Source organism: Paracoccus amoyensis, assembly GCF_014490725.1.
Taxonomy (GTDB): domain Bacteria; phylum Pseudomonadota; class Alphaproteobacteria; order Rhodobacterales; family Rhodobacteraceae; genus Paracoccus; species Paracoccus amoyensis.
In genome coordinates this window covers 16,583-32,341 of record NZ_JACOQL010000009.1, presented here as the reverse complement: position 1 = coordinate 32,341, position 15,759 = coordinate 16,583, and the positions used below count along the sequence as shown (strand labels likewise).

15 protein-coding genes and 1 pseudogene are annotated in these 15,759 nt (G+C 60.9%); 1 reads left to right on the top strand and 15 read right to left on the bottom strand.

The window, feature by feature from the left end; genetic code table 11:
* From H4P12_RS18140 to H4P12_RS18130, 3 genes and pseudogenes are all read right to left on the bottom strand, one after another.
* A partial coding sequence (locus tag H4P12_RS18140) for a contractile injection system protein, VgrG/Pvc8 family (RefSeq protein ID WP_281390503.1) occupies positions 1-337 on the bottom strand: 337 nt, incomplete at its 3' end.
* 606 nt (positions 338-943) lie between these two features.
* A pseudogene (locus H4P12_RS18135) lies at positions 944-1,860 on the bottom strand (nucleotidyl transferase AbiEii/AbiGii toxin family protein).
* Entirely contained in the window at positions 1,850-2,713 is an 864-nt protein-coding gene (locus H4P12_RS18130; RefSeq protein ID WP_187795037.1) for a type IV toxin-antitoxin system AbiEi family antitoxin domain-containing protein, read from the bottom strand. Before H4P12_RS18130 ends, H4P12_RS18135 begins: the two are co-directional and overlap by 11 nt.
* A gap of 206 nt (positions 2,714-2,919) precedes the next feature.
* Between H4P12_RS18130 and H4P12_RS18125 the strand changes: the two genes are divergently transcribed.
* Positions 2,920-3,129 (top strand): hypothetical protein, encoded by a 210-nt coding sequence (locus H4P12_RS18125; protein ID WP_187795042.1) that lies wholly within the window; start codon positions 2,920-2,922, stop codon positions 3,127-3,129.
* Positions 3,130-3,272: 143 nt separating this feature from the next.
* Here H4P12_RS18125 and H4P12_RS18120 read toward each other — a convergent pair whose 3' ends face one another.
* The 12 genes from H4P12_RS18120 to H4P12_RS18065 all read right to left on the bottom strand — a co-directional run bounded on the left by H4P12_RS18120 (position 3,273) and on the right by H4P12_RS18065 (position 15,665).
* Entirely contained in the window at positions 3,273-3,479 is a 207-nt protein-coding gene (locus H4P12_RS18120) for a hypothetical protein (protein WP_187795036.1), read from the bottom strand.
* Positions 3,461-3,994 carry a hypothetical protein gene (locus H4P12_RS18115; RefSeq protein ID WP_187795035.1) on the bottom strand — a complete coding sequence of 178 codons (534 nt, stop codon included), beginning with the start codon at positions 3,992-3,994 and terminating at the stop codon, positions 3,461-3,463. The genes H4P12_RS18120 and H4P12_RS18115 overlap by 19 nt, the downstream gene beginning before the upstream one ends.
* 93 nt (positions 3,995-4,087) lie before the next feature.
* On the bottom strand, positions 4,088-5,605 hold the full coding sequence (locus H4P12_RS18110; RefSeq protein ID WP_187795034.1) for an aldehyde dehydrogenase family protein: 1,518 nt from the start codon (positions 5,603-5,605) through the stop codon (positions 4,088-4,090).
* Between the two features lie 51 nt (positions 5,606-5,656).
* On the bottom strand, positions 5,657-7,183 hold the full coding sequence (locus H4P12_RS18105; protein ID WP_187795041.1) for an NAD-dependent succinate-semialdehyde dehydrogenase: 1,527 nt from the start codon (positions 7,181-7,183) through the stop codon (positions 5,657-5,659).
* A gap of 47 nt (positions 7,184-7,230) precedes the next feature.
* Positions 7,231-7,608, bottom strand: a complete 378-nt coding sequence (locus H4P12_RS18100) for a nuclear transport factor 2 family protein (protein WP_187795033.1) — start codon at positions 7,606-7,608, stop codon at positions 7,231-7,233.
* Between the two features lie 11 nt (positions 7,609-7,619).
* Positions 7,620-8,927, bottom strand: coding sequence for a class-III pyridoxal-phosphate-dependent aminotransferase (locus H4P12_RS18095; RefSeq protein ID WP_187795032.1), 1,308 nt, complete (start codon positions 8,925-8,927; stop codon positions 7,620-7,622).
* A gap of 41 nt (positions 8,928-8,968) precedes the next feature.
* Positions 8,969-10,168, bottom strand: coding sequence for a M20 family metallopeptidase (locus H4P12_RS18090; RefSeq protein WP_187795031.1), 1,200 nt, complete (start codon positions 10,166-10,168; stop codon positions 8,969-8,971).
* A gap of 50 nt (positions 10,169-10,218) precedes the next feature.
* Positions 10,219-11,175, bottom strand: a complete 957-nt coding sequence (gene speB, locus H4P12_RS18085) for an agmatinase (RefSeq protein ID WP_187795030.1) — start codon at positions 11,173-11,175, stop codon at positions 10,219-10,221.
* Between the two features lie 36 nt (positions 11,176-11,211).
* Positions 11,212-12,120, bottom strand: a complete 909-nt coding sequence (locus H4P12_RS18080) for an ABC transporter permease (protein WP_187795029.1) — start codon at positions 12,118-12,120, stop codon at positions 11,212-11,214.
* 10 nt (positions 12,121-12,130) lie between these two features.
* Entirely contained in the window at positions 12,131-13,405 is a 1,275-nt protein-coding gene (locus tag H4P12_RS18075) for an ABC transporter permease (protein WP_187795028.1), read from the bottom strand.
* The gene (locus H4P12_RS18070; RefSeq protein WP_246449380.1) at positions 13,405-14,505 is read right to left on the bottom strand and encodes an ABC transporter ATP-binding protein; all 1,101 of its coding nucleotides are present in this window, start codon (positions 14,503-14,505) and stop codon (positions 13,405-13,407) included. Before H4P12_RS18070 ends, H4P12_RS18075 begins: the two co-directional genes overlap by 1 nt.
* 86 nt (positions 14,506-14,591) lie before the next feature.
* A complete protein-coding gene (locus tag H4P12_RS18065; protein WP_187795027.1) occupies positions 14,592-15,665 on the bottom strand; it encodes an ABC transporter substrate-binding protein in 1,074 nt (357 codons plus the stop codon).
* Positions 15,666-15,759 lie beyond the last annotated feature (94 nt).

Below are 15,759 nucleotides of genomic sequence, written 5' to 3'. Positions count from 1 at the left end.
GCAGTTCCTGCAGGATCTGCACCACAGTCTTATTATGGAAAATCAGCTGGTTGCGGCGACGTCCGGCCAGCCAGAACCACGGCCTGAGCGTCAGATCATAGCGATGCCCGTTCTCGCCCACACCCGCCCAACGCGCCGAGGTGACGATGCCGTCGAAGGGCCGCACCTGGTCATGGGCCTCGATCTCCACCGTGGCATGGGTGCCGACGAGTGCGTCGAAATCCAGATTGTCACGGGTGGCCAGCGCCTCGACGCGATATTCGAAAAGGTCGTTGAGATGATCGCTGCCATCGAAACGCAGAAGAACCAGAACATCGGCGCCAAGAGCGGTCGTCAACCGACCCAGCCGCTCGGCCTGGCTGAAAGGAGCGTTCTTAAAACCTCCGACTCGAAATCAAAAACCTACAATCCGGGGCGTTTACACAGCGTTCAGGACGGGATGAACAGCATCCGGAACGCCATGCGGCGTCGGCACGCACCCGCAGATGCCCACCTTAGCGCACTTGCGCATGTTGCTGAGGCGAATCGTGCGGGCGACGTGCTATTGTGGTTAGGACCAATAGGAGGAGCGCTCCGACGCGAGATTCGTTTGAACGACAGCGTTGATCTGGAACACCCGCGACTCCCATCGCGGCATCTTTGTCGGCCAGTGCCTCCGGTTGCGTGCTTATGCGTGCGGATGCAGTTTTTCTGGCTGGGAGTTGATGTGGCGTTGATGTAGACGTGGGAAAGGCCGGTGGTATTTTAGTACCACCTACTTATCTATTGATTTTGTGTGACACTCTGGTTTCGGGGGCGTGCAACCAACGATACTTGCGATTGGTCGAACGCCAAATTCCAAAACTCGCTGCTTAATGTAACTCGTTGCCGTCGTTTGGGAAACCCTGTTTTCAAAGCACGAACACCTCGCCTCTAACAGCAGAGGTCGGTCACTCCCCAAAGACTAACTGGACAGCCCTTCCAGTACAAAACGTTGCTCCTTATGGGTGGGCGGCTTGTCGTTCTTCAGCTTCTCCGGATTGATCAGCTTCCAACGAACCGCAGGCAGGTCAGCCGCGCGGGGCCGTTCGATGGCATCGAAGTCGGGCGTGCCATCATGCAGGCTCAGAAGAAACATCCTGGCCTTTTCATCAAGGCGAGACCGGATGTCCGCGACCAACCGTTTGCGGGTTTCGAGCAGGTCGTCAAGACTGACACGGACCTTCGTCATGCCTTCAAACTCTTTCGTATAAGGCTGGTCGAGGTCGATAAAGTTCGGGTCCAGAAGTTCATCTGCGGGACGCGATGAGCAGGCAATGTAGATAAGGAAGGTCCAGAACAGATCCTCTGTCACACCTTCATTCTCGTGCAGCAGCTTGATGTCATAGAGGTCACGCGGATGCTGGCGGTCCACTGCGGCATGCAACTTGCCTCCGAACAGTTCCTCGAAGGAAACCACCTGCATCTCTGCATAGCCGAATTCGTCCTCAACCGCATGTGACACCGGACGCATCTCAGGATCGTGGACCGGGCCACGCATGACCGGCGAGGTCTCGATCTTGATCTCGGCACCACTCAGTCGAACGAGAACACGGGTGGCGCCGCCTTCCCGCCCTGGATGCGTTGCGTCTTCGCGCCGGCGATGCTGCCCTCGATGGCGGCGGCCATGCGATCCATTGCCTCGTTGATCTCAGCGAGGCTTTCACGGCGATCCTTGATCGGCAGGTAGGTCAGATCGATATCGACCGACAGGCGGGGCAGATCGCGGTAGAACAGGCTGATCGCCGTGCCGCCCTTGAGCGCGAATGCCCTTTCCTTCGCGACATGCGGGAGCAGGCGCACGAGCAGCGCGACTTGGATTTCATAACCCTCACATGCCATCGCCAGCCTCTGTCGCTACGAATTCCTCCGGCACCACGATACGGTACCGTGGGTGTATCCTGCCGCCATTTACCAAGGCGCGGTCGCCGCTGCCAAGGTCGAACCCCTCGGGATCGAGGCGCTTGCGCCATGAGTGCCTGTGGCGATCAGCGAAGACGAAGAACAGCCGCTTCGCCTTGATCTTTCTGCAACTGTACAGCAGCGCCGACAGAATCTTCGGGCGCAGCGTTGTCAGGCTCTCGAATACCATGTCGAGGTTGTGAAAACTTTCATGATCGGGCAACTCATCGATAGCTTCGAGGATTGCCCGTTCGGGAGACGACATCCTGAGCTGCCAGTCCCAGGGGAGGATTTGCCCGGCATCCGTGGTATCATCGGGAAAGCCCAGCTTCGGATCGTCAAAAAGAGACCTGCTGCGCGTCTCGATCCGCGCGTTCAGCGGCAGCTTCGAAAGCCAGTTCGGTATCGCTTCGCCGTAGACCCATACCGGGGCGTTGCCGCCCAGGCGCAGGTAATGCCCGTGACCCTGCTGGGCGAGCGCCTTCATGCCACCGACATGGACATTGTAGCGCATGATATGCTGGACCGAGAGCAGACAGATCTTCCAGTCGATCGTATCCGAAGCAGAAGTGCCCGGAAACGGGCGACGGAAAAGGCCTCGGGTAACTCGCTCGAGCCAGCCACGCTTGACATAGTCGCGAAAAGTCTCGTAGGCGACACCATGCGCGGTGAGCCACGCGGCATCGACCAGATACCCTGTGGGCACTGCCTCAAGAACTTTCTTCAGGTTTTGAGATCTTTGGTCACCATGACGCTTATGGTGGCATATTTTCAAAGCAGACGCCGCAGGCATCTTTAAGAAACATCCAACTACGGTGTTTTAGGCACTCCAACCAAGGGTTTCTCGAGGAACGCTCGTGCGCACGATAACCCCCTGAAGACCAGAACATGTCCTGCAGACCAGAACATGTCGGTGCAAGCCGAAAAGATCGACAGTCTTCCCGCCACGTCGATCAGATCGTCATATGCCACAGATAATCATGACGCTTCGCTGACCATATGCTCGACGATATCGACGGGGCGAACATGCAGATTGAGGCCAAACTGGCCCCCTGCGCCGGGTCGCGCAGGCACGCAAGGTGCGGCGCAGGGGGCCAGACGCGGCTTGCCGACCTGCTTCCGGGGCTCAGCGCCGATTTTCCCGACCTGACATTGGCCATTGGCGGCGATAGCAGTCGCCTACTCTGTCCGGCAACCCAAGCCTCGTAGAAGGTGTTCTGGCAATAGGCGGCATTGGTGCTGGTCGTCTTCGCCGTCTTGACGAAGAAGGTGCCGGGGTCGGCCGTGCTTATACATCCCGCCGCACGCCCCGCCCCAGTCGGCACGCGCTTCGGGGATGTCCTGCTCCGAGATCAGTCCTCAATTTCCTTCAGGCTGCCTGCCATGCTCAGCGTCTGGCGCAGCCACCCAGTCTCCTCCCGGCAGAATGCCGCGGCAATCGACAGCAGGTCTATCTCCCATGTGGTGTAGAAGCCATGGCGCCGCTCGCGCCATTGCAGATACCAGTCGCAGACCTGCGGGAAGATCATCACCGCGAAAGTCAGGAGGCTGGGGTCCACGCCGAAGCTTTGGACCTCGCTTTCCGGCGGGGCAGCAAAAACACCGACCCAAAGCCCGAGTGCTCGACTTTCTGCGAGGCGGTCTCCTCACCCCAGACCCCGTTCCGCTGCAAACCGAAAGCGGCAAAGGTCGAGGTCTTGAAGCTCAGGATTTCCGCCATCTCATCGTTCAGCCGCTTCGACGCGTTGATGATGTCGGACTTACCTTCCGCCGCGGTAATTGAGGACTTGCGGCGTGGCCCGGAAGCGCAGGTAAAGCGAACAGCATAACGCTGGCGCATCATTGCCATCTGATACCGGCGGTAGTGGGCCGAGCCACTGATGATGACAATCCAAACCCAGTCGACAATCTCAGCCTGCTCGCGGCACGGCCGCCGGTTGAAGTCCTCCGGCAGATGCCAGGCAAGCCGACGCCGCTCGGTGGGTGTTATTTCGTTCAGGTCGAAGTCATCCGGGGCCCGATGGGTACCGCCCATCCTGCCGGCGAAGTAGCCTGCCGGCAGCCGGTAAACCATACCAATGTGTCTCTTTACTCACCAATCATGGGCGCGACGCCGTGGAAAAGCTCGAAAGGTTGGAGGCCCTATGAAACGCCTTTAATCTGTCTGTCACGCGTCCCTGACCTGGACATATACGCTTTTGGTGGACAGGAAGCCGTCAAGTTGTTCAGGTCCCATGTCCTTGCCAAAACCGGAAGCGCCAAGTCCGCCAAATGGCATTGTGGGGTCGATAAGCCCATGCGCATTCACATAGATATTTCCGGCTTTCAGGCGACGTGACAGATGAATCGTTTCGTTCACATCCTCGGAATAAACGGCGGCGGCAAGCCCGAAGTCACCGGTGTTCGCCCTCGCGACAGCTGCGTCTATGTCAGAAAATGTGCCAATCGCAAGGACCGGTCCAAAGACCTCCTCTCTGAGGATATCCATGGTTTCCGCGCAACGGTTAAAGATGGTCGGCCGCAGAATGCCATCCTCGCGGCGATCACCGCTGGCACTCTCTCCGGTCACTAGGGCAGCACCTTGGGTATGGGCGGTCTCAATGTGGTTCAGAACGCGCCCGCGATGCAGGGCCGAAACCAACGGCGTGATCCGGGCCGTCGGATCCAGTCCCGGTCCGATGGTCAATGCTTCCGCCCCGATGCGCAGCAGTTCGATCAACTCGTCATGCGCGCTGTCCTGCACATAGACCCGTGAACCTGCATCGCAGACCTGCCCTGAGTTCAGAAAGATACCGGACAGGATCGCTTGCGCCGCATTTTGCAGATCGGCCTTGCCGGTCACGATGACCGGGGATTTACCGCCCAGTTCCAGCGTCAGGCGTTTCATCGTGTCGAGCGCGGTCTTGCCGACCGCTGTCCCGACGGGAGTCGAGCCGGTAAAGGTCAGTTTATCAACGCCCGGATGGGCGGCAAGCGCCTGTCCGATAACGTGGCCGAAGCCGTTGACCACATTGATGACACCCTCTGGAAAGCCCGCCTGCGATGCCAGAAAGGCCAACCGCATGGCCGAAAGCGGGGTCTGTTCGGACGGTTTGCAGACGATGGTGCAGCCGCAGGCCAGGGCAGCCGCAAGTTTCCATGACAGGATTTGCAGGGGAAAGTTCCACGGCACGATCGCGGCGACCACGCCGACCGGCTCCTTGATCGTATAGGTCAGCGTCTCTCCCGGCAAGGCGACCGCGCCGGTCGTGCGACCGTCCAGCTTGCTGGTCCAGCCCGCGAAATACTGAAAATTCGCAATGGCACCGGGAACGTCGATATTGCGCGCATCGGTGATGGATTTACCGACATCGATCGCTTCGAGATGGGCAAGGAAATCTGCGTCGGCCTCCATCATTTCGGCCAGACGCAGGATCAGCCGCTGCCGCTCCAGCGCGGGCATCCGACCCCAGGGACCGTCCAGCGCCTGCCGCGCAGACCTGACGGCGCGGTCCACATCTTCGGCGCTGCCGCTGGCAAGCCCGGTCAACCGCTGGCCGGTGAACGGTTCGACCAGATCAATTTGATCGGATGTGGCGGCCTCCTCTTTTCCCTCGATGAAATGGCCGATGGGGCGGGCGACGAAAGACCGAACATCAGCCGGGACGGAAAAATCCGAAAAATAGCGTTCAATTGTCTGGTCCATCCGGATCCTTCCTTCACATGGCTTGATATGCTGCAAGAGCCCCGGTAGTCGTCAGGACAGGTTCAGGCAGATATATTTCAGATCGAGATAATCATCCGCGCCATATTTCGACCCCTCGCGGCCAAGGCCCGATTGCTTGACACCGCCGAAGGGCGCCAGTTCCGAGGAAATAAGCCCGGTATTGACGCCCACCATCCCGGTTTCCAGCGCCTCGGCCACCCGGAAAATCCGGGCCAGATCCCGCGAATAGAAATAGCCTGCAAGGCCGAACTGGGTATCATTGGCCATCCCGATCACCTGCGCCTCGGTATCGAAGGAAAACAGGGGCGCGAGCGGGCCGAATGTCTCTTCCGAGGCGACCTTCATGCCGGGGGTGACGCCGGTCAGCACGGTGGGCAGAAAGAACTGCTCACCCTGTTGCGCCGCGGTGCCGCCAACCCTGACCCGGGCACCAAGCGACAGGGCGTTGTCCAGATGCTCGGCAACTTTGGCCACGGCATTGCTGTCAATCAGGGGGCCGATCTCGGCCCCTTCCGAAAAGCCGTCTCCGACCTGAAGGCCGCGCACCCGCTGCGTCAGCTTTTCCGCAAACGCGTCATAGACGCCGGATTGCACATAGATGCGATTGGCGCAGACGCAGGTCTGGCCGGCATTGCGGAACTTCGCGGCGACCGCCCCTTCGACCGCTGCATCGATATCGGCATCATCGAAAACGATGAAAGGCGCGTTTCCGCCCAATTCCAGGCTGAGTTTCTTGATCTGCTCTGCCCCCTGGCGCATCAGGATACGCCCCACATTGGTCGAGCCGGTAAACGAGATTTTCCTGACTTTTTCGCTTGCGCAAAGCATTTCGCCCACCATCGGCGCATCGGTCGCGGTCACGATGTTCAGCACACCGCCGGGGATGCCCGCGCGTTCGGCCAAAACCGCCAGAGCCAGGGCCGAAAGCGGGGTCTGCGCTGCGGGTTTGGCCACCACGGTGCAGCCGACCGCAAGCGCGGGGGCCAGCTTGCGCGCCAGCATCGCACTGGGGAAATTCCACGGCGTGATTGCACCGACCACGCCCACCGGCCTCTTGACGACAAGCATACGCCGGTCGGGCAGCGGCGCGGGGATGATGTCGCCATAGACGCGCTTTGCCTCTTCGGCGAACCATTCGACATAGGATGCGCCGTAAAGAACCTCGGCCCGAGCCTCGGGCAAGGGCTTGCCCATCTCGGCGGTCAGGATGATGGCCAGATCACCGGCATTGGCAAGGATCAGATCGTGAAAGCGGCGCAGCAGGGCCGCTCGGTCCTTGGCGGGCAGCGCGGCCCAGTCCGGCTGAACGGCGTGGGCGGCGTCGATGGCATCGGCAAGATCGGCAGATCCCAGATCAGGGACCGCAGCGATCAGCCGCCCCGTCGCCGGGTCATGCACATTGAACGTGGCCCCGTCCCGCGCGGTGATCCATTGTCCCGCAATCAGGGTTTTTTCAACCAACAGGCTGGAATCGTTCAGTTTTGATGCAAGATCAGATAGGGACAACAGAGCCTCCTGCGGCAAATCAGGTGGCGGGTATCCATGCCACCTTGCCATGTTCTGGGGTTTCCGGCCGCCTTCGACCGGGCGACCGGCTGATAGGGTCAGATGTCGAAATGCCAGACCTTCGCAATGATGCGCCATTGGCCATCTGCCAGAACGAATGTCAGGTCATCGACAAAGCGTTTCGGCAGATAGACGTTCCTGACGCGAACATGCGCGGATGTCGGGCTGCCGACCGAGATTGACAGGATTTCGTCCTGCCGCTGGTCGCCCTTGTCCCGCGCCGATGGCCGGTTGGCGACAAGATCCATGTAAGCGTCCAGATCCAGTTCCACCAGCTTGGCTTCGGTCGCCGAATAAAGCCGCGCCTGTGGATGGAATACGGCACGAAGCCCTTTGACATCGCCGATGAAAAGCCCATCCAGATAGGCCTGGGCAGCCCCCCGGACGCTGTCGATGATGGCGTTGTTCTTGCTCATCAAAACTATCCCTATGCCTTGTCGCGTTCATATTCGGCATCTGCCACTTCCAACCCGTGATCCAGAGCGGCAAGCAGCGTGTCCAGTTCGGCGTCCGAGATGATGTAGGACGGGGCGAGGAACAGCGAGGTCTGCTCACCGCTGGTGCCGATGATCGCGCCCGCCTCGATCGCGCGGGCGGCGACGCGGGATGCGATCGGCGGTTCGACCGTGTCGGCATACCAGTTGCGCCAGTCGGGGCCGTGCAGTTCCACCGTCCAGTGCAACCCGAAACCATCGACGCGGGCGACACTGGGATGTTTGCGGGCGATCTCCATCAGCCCGGCGCGGATCCGGCCTTCCAGAACCTGCACGCGGCGGATCAGCTGGCCATCGGCCATCACCGACAGATAGGCGCGGATTGCGGCAACCGCACTGGGATGGGCGCGGAAGGTGCTGTAGGTCTGCCAGCTTTTGTCCTTCATCTCGTCGATGATCGCCTTCGACATGACGACCGCGCCCGCCGGGGCCGAGCCTCCGGCCAGGGACTTGCCCAGCGTCACGATGTCCGGGCGCGACTCGGCCCCTTGAAAGGCGAACCAGCGCCCGCTGCGGCCCAGCCCGGTCACGACCTCGTCGGCGATCCACAAGGATCCGGCCGCACGCGCGGCATTGGCGACGTAATCCTGATATTCGGGATCGTAGTAAATACCACCCTGGGTATAGTCGATGATCGTCGCGGCCACAGCGGACAGCTTTTCCTGTGTGCCCTGCATCCGATCCGCCACAGGCCGGTTGTCGGGCGATCCGCCATACTCCGCATGGCTCGGCGCGGGGATGATCTGCACCGGAACCTGCGCGGGAACCGGCTTGCTGCCGCCCCCTTGGATCGCCAGACCGCCATGCCATTGCGGCTGCACGGTCATCTCGCGCGCAAGCCCGGCCATGCCGTGAAAGGCGCGCTCGCGCGTGGCCAGTTCCCTGCGCCCGGTCAGCGCCTGCGAAAAGGTCAGGGCAAGGTCATTGGCTTCGCTGCCGCTGAGGAAAAAACGCACCGCGCCGACCCAGCTTTTTTCCTCGCCAAAGGCGATATTGATCAGATCCTCGGCGGCGGCCTCGCGCTCGGCCCAGAACCAGCCTTCGTTGATGACCGGGTTCGAGGCCGCCTTTTTCATCGCCTCGACCATGACCGGGTGCTTGTGACCCAGCGGGCCGCCGGTATTGCTGCCGTCGATCACGCGGCGTCCGTCCGAGAGGATGAAATAGACGCCCTCGCCATCGACCACCTTGATCGGCGGCTCTTTACCTGCGTTCAGCCCGGTTTGCAGCAATCTGCTCATAGTCCGTCTCCTTCCAGAGTCGTTTGCATAAGGGGAATGGGTCAGCGCGCCGAAGCGATTCCGCAGACCCCGGTGATGGTACGGGACCAGATGCGGCAGGCCTCGATCAGGTCATCGACAAGGATATGCTCATCGGGGGTATGCGCCCATTTCTCGTTTCCGGGGCCAAGGCCAACGGTCGGAATCCCGGCGGCGCACATGAAGGTGCCGTTGACCCCAAAACGCCATGCAGCGACGCCGTCCTGCTTTCCGGTGACGTCTTCACGCCCGCGCAGGGCGGCCAGCACGACGGGGTTGTCGGGTTCGACCCACATCAGCGGATAGTCGGTTATGACCTTCAGCTCATAGCTGAAATCCGGATTCCGGCCTGCCACATGGTCAAGGATCTCGCGCAGTTCGGCCTCGCAGGATTGTGCCGACTCGCCGCGCACATAGCGCCGGTCCAGGCGAATGACGCAACGGTCGGGCACGACCGCCGTGCCGTTGTCGGGGGCGGATTTCATCGAAATCAGCGTGATCGAGGCTGGACCCAAAACATCGTCATCGGGCATCCGGGTCGCGTAATCCTGCAACGCGACCAGAAACGGCACCGCCTCGAGCACGGCGTTGATGCCGTTGCCGGGTTCGGACGCATGAGAGGTCCGGCCGTGAACGGTGATCTCGACATCTATCTTGCCGCGATGGCCGATATGGACATGGCCCCGGCTGGATTCGGTGTTCAGGCCGTAATCGGCGCGGATGCCGCGCGCGATCACCGAGGGCACGCCAAGCGGCGAATCCACCTCTTCGCCGATATCGGCGACGAAGATGACATCGCCACCCAGCCGGACACCCGCCTTCCTGATCGCGGCGATCGCATGGGCGCTGGCCATGACATTGCATTTCATGTCGCAGGTGCCGCGGCCATAAATCGCCGTGCCCACCTCGCCCCACCGCGCCGCATCGACCAGATCGCCGCTATAAGGGTCCGCCATCTCGCCGGTCGGCACATGATCGATATGGCCGTTGACCATCAGCGATGGTCCGGTCCCGTCGCCTTTCAGCACCCCGATCACATTGCCATTCGGGTCGATCTCGACCGAATCGAAGCCCAGTTCCTGAAGCTGCCGGGCAAAGATCGCGGCGACGGGACCTTCCTCGAAGGACAGGCTGGGCGTGCGCACGACCTCTTGGCAGGCGGCGACCATCCGGTCGATGTCAAGCGCCTCGTCGATCCTGGCGAAAACAGTTTCGTTGCTCATGTTCCTTGCATTCCTGTCATGTTGGAAACCAGACGCAGCCGTGACCCTGCTCAGCGCGCCTTTTCGACCGCGACGGCCATCACGCAGAGCATCTCGAACATCATGTTCGCGGCGGTGACGCAGGTGATGCCGGTCGGGTCGTAGACCGGCGCGACCTCGCTGATATCGGCGCCGATCAGGTCCTTGCCCTGCAACGAACGGAAGATGACCTGAAGATCACGCGGCAGCAGGCCGCCGATTTCCGGGACCGCCGTGCCGGGCGCATAGGCCGGGTCGATGCTGTCGATATCCAGCGAGATATAGAACGGCCCGCCGCCCAGAACCTCGTTGATCTTCTGGATCACCGCGGCGCGGCCCATATCCTCGTAATCGTCCTGGGTGATGACGGTGTAGCCCTTGTCATAGCCGAACTGCACATCGTCATCGCCAAAGCGGCTGCCGCGCAGGCCAAGCTGCACGACGCGCTTGGGGTCGATCAGGTTTTCCTCATAGGCGCGGCGCATGAAGGTGGCATGGTTGACCTTGGTCCCGCACATCGTGTCCAGAACATCGGCATGGGCGTCGATATGCAGGATGCCGACAGGCCGGTCAGCCGCCAGCGCCCGCAGGATCGGCGTCGGAATGGTGTGGTCGCCGCCGATTGCGATGGGGCGGATACCGGCCTGTTTGATGGCCTCGAAATAGGCCTGGATCTGGTCGATCGACTCGTCCTTGTTCAGCGGGTTGATCGGCGCGTCGCCGATGTCGGCCACAGTAGCAAGCTCATAGGGGCGCACGCCGCTGGTCGGATGGATGCGGCGGATGATGCGCGAGGCCTCGCGCACACCGGCCGGGCCTTGGCGGGGCCCCGAGCGGTAGTTCAGCCCCAGGTCGAAAGGCACGCCGCACAACCCGATGTCGATGCCGCGCTGGATGTCGTGGCGACGGGCGCGCAAAAAGGTCGCGACATCGGCGAAACGCGGCGAGACGGCGGCGTCCACGGGTTGAAAATCTGCTTTGTCAAGCATGGTAAACTCCTGAAAAATTGGTGTTGTGATGAGTGTTCAGAGGGTTGTTCCGCGCATCCGCTCGGTCCGGCGGCGCAACAGTTCGACGATGGTCAGCAACCCGATGGACAGCAGGACAAGGATCGTCGCCATCGCCAGAATGGTCGGGCTGATCTGTTCGCGGATGCCCGCCCACATCTGCCGGGGCACCGTGCGCTGGTCGTAATCGGCAAGAAAGATCACGGCCACGACCTCGTCAAAGGATGTGGCGAAGGCGAAAATGCCGCCAGAGGCCACGCCGGGCAGGATCAGCGGCATGATCACCGAACGGAACACCCGCACAGGCGAGGCCCCGAGGCTGAGACCGGCACGGATAAGGTTGCGGTCGAACCCCTCCAGCGTCGCGGTGACGGTGATCACCACGAAGGGGGTGCCCAGAACGGTATGGGCGATGATCAGGCCGGTGAAGGTTCCGGTCAGCCCCATTGTCGAGAAGGCGAAATACATGCCCGCCGAGGTGATGATGATCGGCACGATCATGGGCGAGATCAGCAGGCTGGTGACCAATCCGCGCGCCGGCATCCCCGGACTGGTCAGCCCCAGTGCCGCCAATGTGCCCAGCAGCATCGACAGGATGGTCGTGGCGATCGCGATGACGAAACTGTTCTTCAGCGAATGGATCCACTGGGCGTTGTTCCAGCTATCGACCAGATAGGCCCAGCCAAAGGCGGCATTCGGGTTCTGCATCCCGTTCTGGACGATGTCGCGATACCAGCGCAGCGAAAAGGCCGAGGGATCGAGTTGCAGCATCTCGCGCGAGAAGGTGAAATAGGGTGCCGCATTGAAGGACAGCGGCACGATGACCAGAATGGGCGCGATCAGGAACAACAGAACCGATCCGCAAAAGATCAGATAGCCGTAATGCGCCAGCCGGCCCATGGGCGATATATGTGCGGGCAATGCCATGACGATCTCCTCAGCCCATGCGCAGGCCCTGACCGCCGGTCAGACGGTTGAAGAGCCAGTAAACAAGAAGGACACCCACCAGCAGCAGCGAGCCGAGCGCGCCGGCCAGCCCCCAGTTCAGGGATTGCTGCATGTGATAGGCGATGATGTTGGAAATCAGCTGGCCGCTCTGGCCGCCGACAAGGGCGGGGGTGATGTAATAGCCGACGGCCAGCACGAAAACCATCAGCGTCCCGGCAAGCACACCCGGGATCGTCTGCGGCAGATAGACCTGCCAGAAGGCCGTGACCGGCGATGCACCCAGCGACAGGGCGGCACGGACATAGGATGGCGGGATCGACTTCATCACGCTGTAAAGCGGCAGGATCATGAAGGGCAGCAGAACATGGGTCATGGCGATCAGTGTGCCGGTGACGTTGAAGATCAGCGACAAACGGTTGCCGTCGCTGACCAGCCCCAACCAGACCAACATGCTGTTGATCACGCCATTGTCCTGCAACAGCACCATCCACGAGGTCGTGCGCACCAGAAGCGAGGTCCAGAACGGCAGCAGCACCAGCATCATCAGCAGGTTCGAGGTCTTCAGCGGCAGTCGCGCCAGCAGGGTCGCCAGCGGATATCCCAGCACCAGGCACAGCCCGGCCACCGCCGCGCTGACCCACAGGGTGCGCCAAAACAGCGTCACATAGATTGCCTTTTCCGGGCCGACGCCCTGGATCGAGCCATCGGCCGCCTGTTCCAGATCCAGCGCGGCCAGGAAATGCCGCGAGGTATAGGGTTGGGCCAGGCGCTTGATCAAAATCCACAGATCGGGATTTCCCCAGTCGGGGGCGGTCTCGATCAGCTTTTCCTTCCAGCCGTTTTCGGGCTCGGACGAAAGCTGCCGCACCGTTCTCATCAATAGGGAGCGCGCGCCGGTCCATTCGAAATTCAGCGCCGAGGTCACCTGCCCCATGGTCTGTTCGTCACGCGCCTGCCGCAGATCCGCCGCGAAATCGGCATAGACACGCTCGGATGGCGTGCCGGTGCCGTCCCATTCCGCAAGCGAAGCCGAGGTCCGGTGCAGCACCGCGCCGAAATCGTCGTTGCTGACCGCGCGCGTCAGCATGGTAGCCAGCGGCCAGCCGAACATCACCGCCAGAAAGACGCAAAGCGGCGCAACCAGCGCCAGCGCCCTGAGGCTGTCACGCCTTTGCGAGCGACGATATTGCCTCAGGACCTGCCTTCTTTTAGCACCATCCAGCTGGGCGGCAGGAGGCCGCACATTCGCGATCGTCCCGCTCATCATGCCGCCCCCGCCTGCCCCGCCGCCGCATCGAGCGCCCGGCAATCGCTGGCCCGCCAGCCCAGCCTGATCTTCTGTCCCGGTGTCAGACCGTTCCCGGCGGAGCGGTTCTGCACCTTCACCACGAATTCATGGCCGCCAAAGACGCGCACCAGCACGCGCAGATGATCGCCCACATAGATCTGCTCGATCACCTCGCCGGTCGTGATGGTCCAACCGTCAGCGGCGGGGGGATCAATCCGGATACGCTCGGGCCTCAAGGACAACAGGGTCGTGGCGCCGACGGGGGCGTCGGTCACGGTCAGCGCATGGACCTGATCGCCATTGGCAAGCCGAACCTTGCAAACCCCGTCGCCGCGTTCGCAGATGGTGCCGGAAAACATGTTGTTTTCGCCGATGAACTGCGCGACGAAACTGTTGCAGGGGGTTTCATAAATCTCGTCAGGCGTGGCGAGTTGCTGGATCTTGCCGAAGTTGAAGATCGCGACCGTATCCGACATGGTCAGCGCCTCGGACTGGTCATGCGTCACATAAACCACCGTCAGGCCCAGCCGGTCATGAATGCGCTTGATCTCATATTGCATCTGCTCGCGCAGTTGCTTGTCGAGCGCGCCCAAAGGTTCATCCATCAGCACCAGATTCGGATCGAAAACCAGCGCGCGGGCGACGGCGACGCGCTGTTGCTGGCCGCCCGAAAGCTGCGCGGGCAGCCGGTCGCCCAGATGCGCCAATTCGACCATTTCCAGCGCCCGTTTCACCTTGGGCGCGATATCGGCCTTGGAAATGTTGCGAACCCGCAGCGGGAAGGCCAGGTTCTCGGCCACTGTCATATGCGGAAACAGGGCGTAATTCTGGAAAACCATTCCGATATTGCGTCGCTGCGGCGCAACCCGGCTGATCGGGCGTTCACCCAAATAGATCTCGCCCGAGGTGGCGGTTTCAAAACCCGCCAGCATCATCAGACAGGTCGTCTTGCCCGAGCCGGAAGGGCCCAGCATGCTGAGAAACTCACCTTCCTTTACGCGCAGGTTCAGATTGTCGACAACCGAGACTTTCCCGTCATAGGTCTTGCTGACATTTTCAAAGGTAACAGCGGCCAAGGCTTTCCTCCCCAGAAATCCTGTCGTTGCTGCTGTCGATCAACACCGACAGCAGCAGGTTTCAGCTTGCAGATCACATGGTTGATCTATAGGGCCAGCCAGGCATTGAACCGCGCGAAAAGCTCTTCGCGGTAGGTCGCCCAAAATTCGCTGTCCGATTCAATGGCGTTTTCCAGATGCGCGGTGGGCACGAAATCCTTCATATCCACGCCCGTTTTCTCATGCTTGCCGATCAGCGCGATGGCAGATTGGCGCACCGGTCCGTAAGAGCTGACATTGGTGATTGCGGCTTGCTGCTCAGTCTCGCTGGTAAAGTTGACGAACTGCCTCGCCGCTTCCAGCTTCGAGGTGCCTTTCGGGATCATCCAGACATCGCGATCCCAGACCTGGCCATCCCAGACGATGGTGAAAGGCTGGTTCTCGTCGTTGATCGCGTTGAAGATGCGGCTGCTATAGGCTGATGTCATGACCACTTCGCGATCGGCCAAAAGCTGCGGCGGCTGCGAGCCGGCCTCCCACCAGACCACGCTATCCTTGATCGTGTCCAGCTTGGCGAAGGCGCGGTTGATCCCCTCTTCGGTCTCAAGCAGCTCATAGACCTGATCGACCGGCACACCGTCCGCAAGCAGCGCCCATTCAAGGTTCACATCGGCGGATTTACGCAACCCGCGTTTGCCGGGAAATTTTTCCAGGTCAAAGAAATCATTGATGGTTTGCGGCCCCCCGTCAGGGAACGCTCTTTGATCATAGGCGATTGATGTTGACCAGATGACCGATCCGATACCGCAATCGCTGATGGTGCCGTCGATGAAATCATCGGCCGCCGGGGTGCCGTCCGGCGCATCGGGCAGCGTGGAGGCGTCCAGTTGCTCAAGGATATTGTCAAAACAGCCGATCTCGGCCAGCGCCTTCTCTCCGACGACCACATCCCAAGTGACATTGCCGGAATCGACCTGAGCTTTGATCTGGCCCAGGCCGCCGTTGTAATCCACTGAATTAACAGCAATCCCTGTCGCCTCGGTGAAGGGCAGATAGAACGCTTGCCGTTGCGATTCGGTATAGGCACCGCCCCATCCCACCACGGTGATGGAATCTTGCGCCAGAACGGGGGCGGAAAGCGCCGCCAGAACGATGGCTGTCGATGTCAGATATCTTTTCATGGCCAACCTCCCAGTTGTGATATTTTCCATTTTTCGGAATTTTTTACCGTTATTAGGATTAGAGGGTTGCAACCCGCCCTGTCAAGGCGTTATT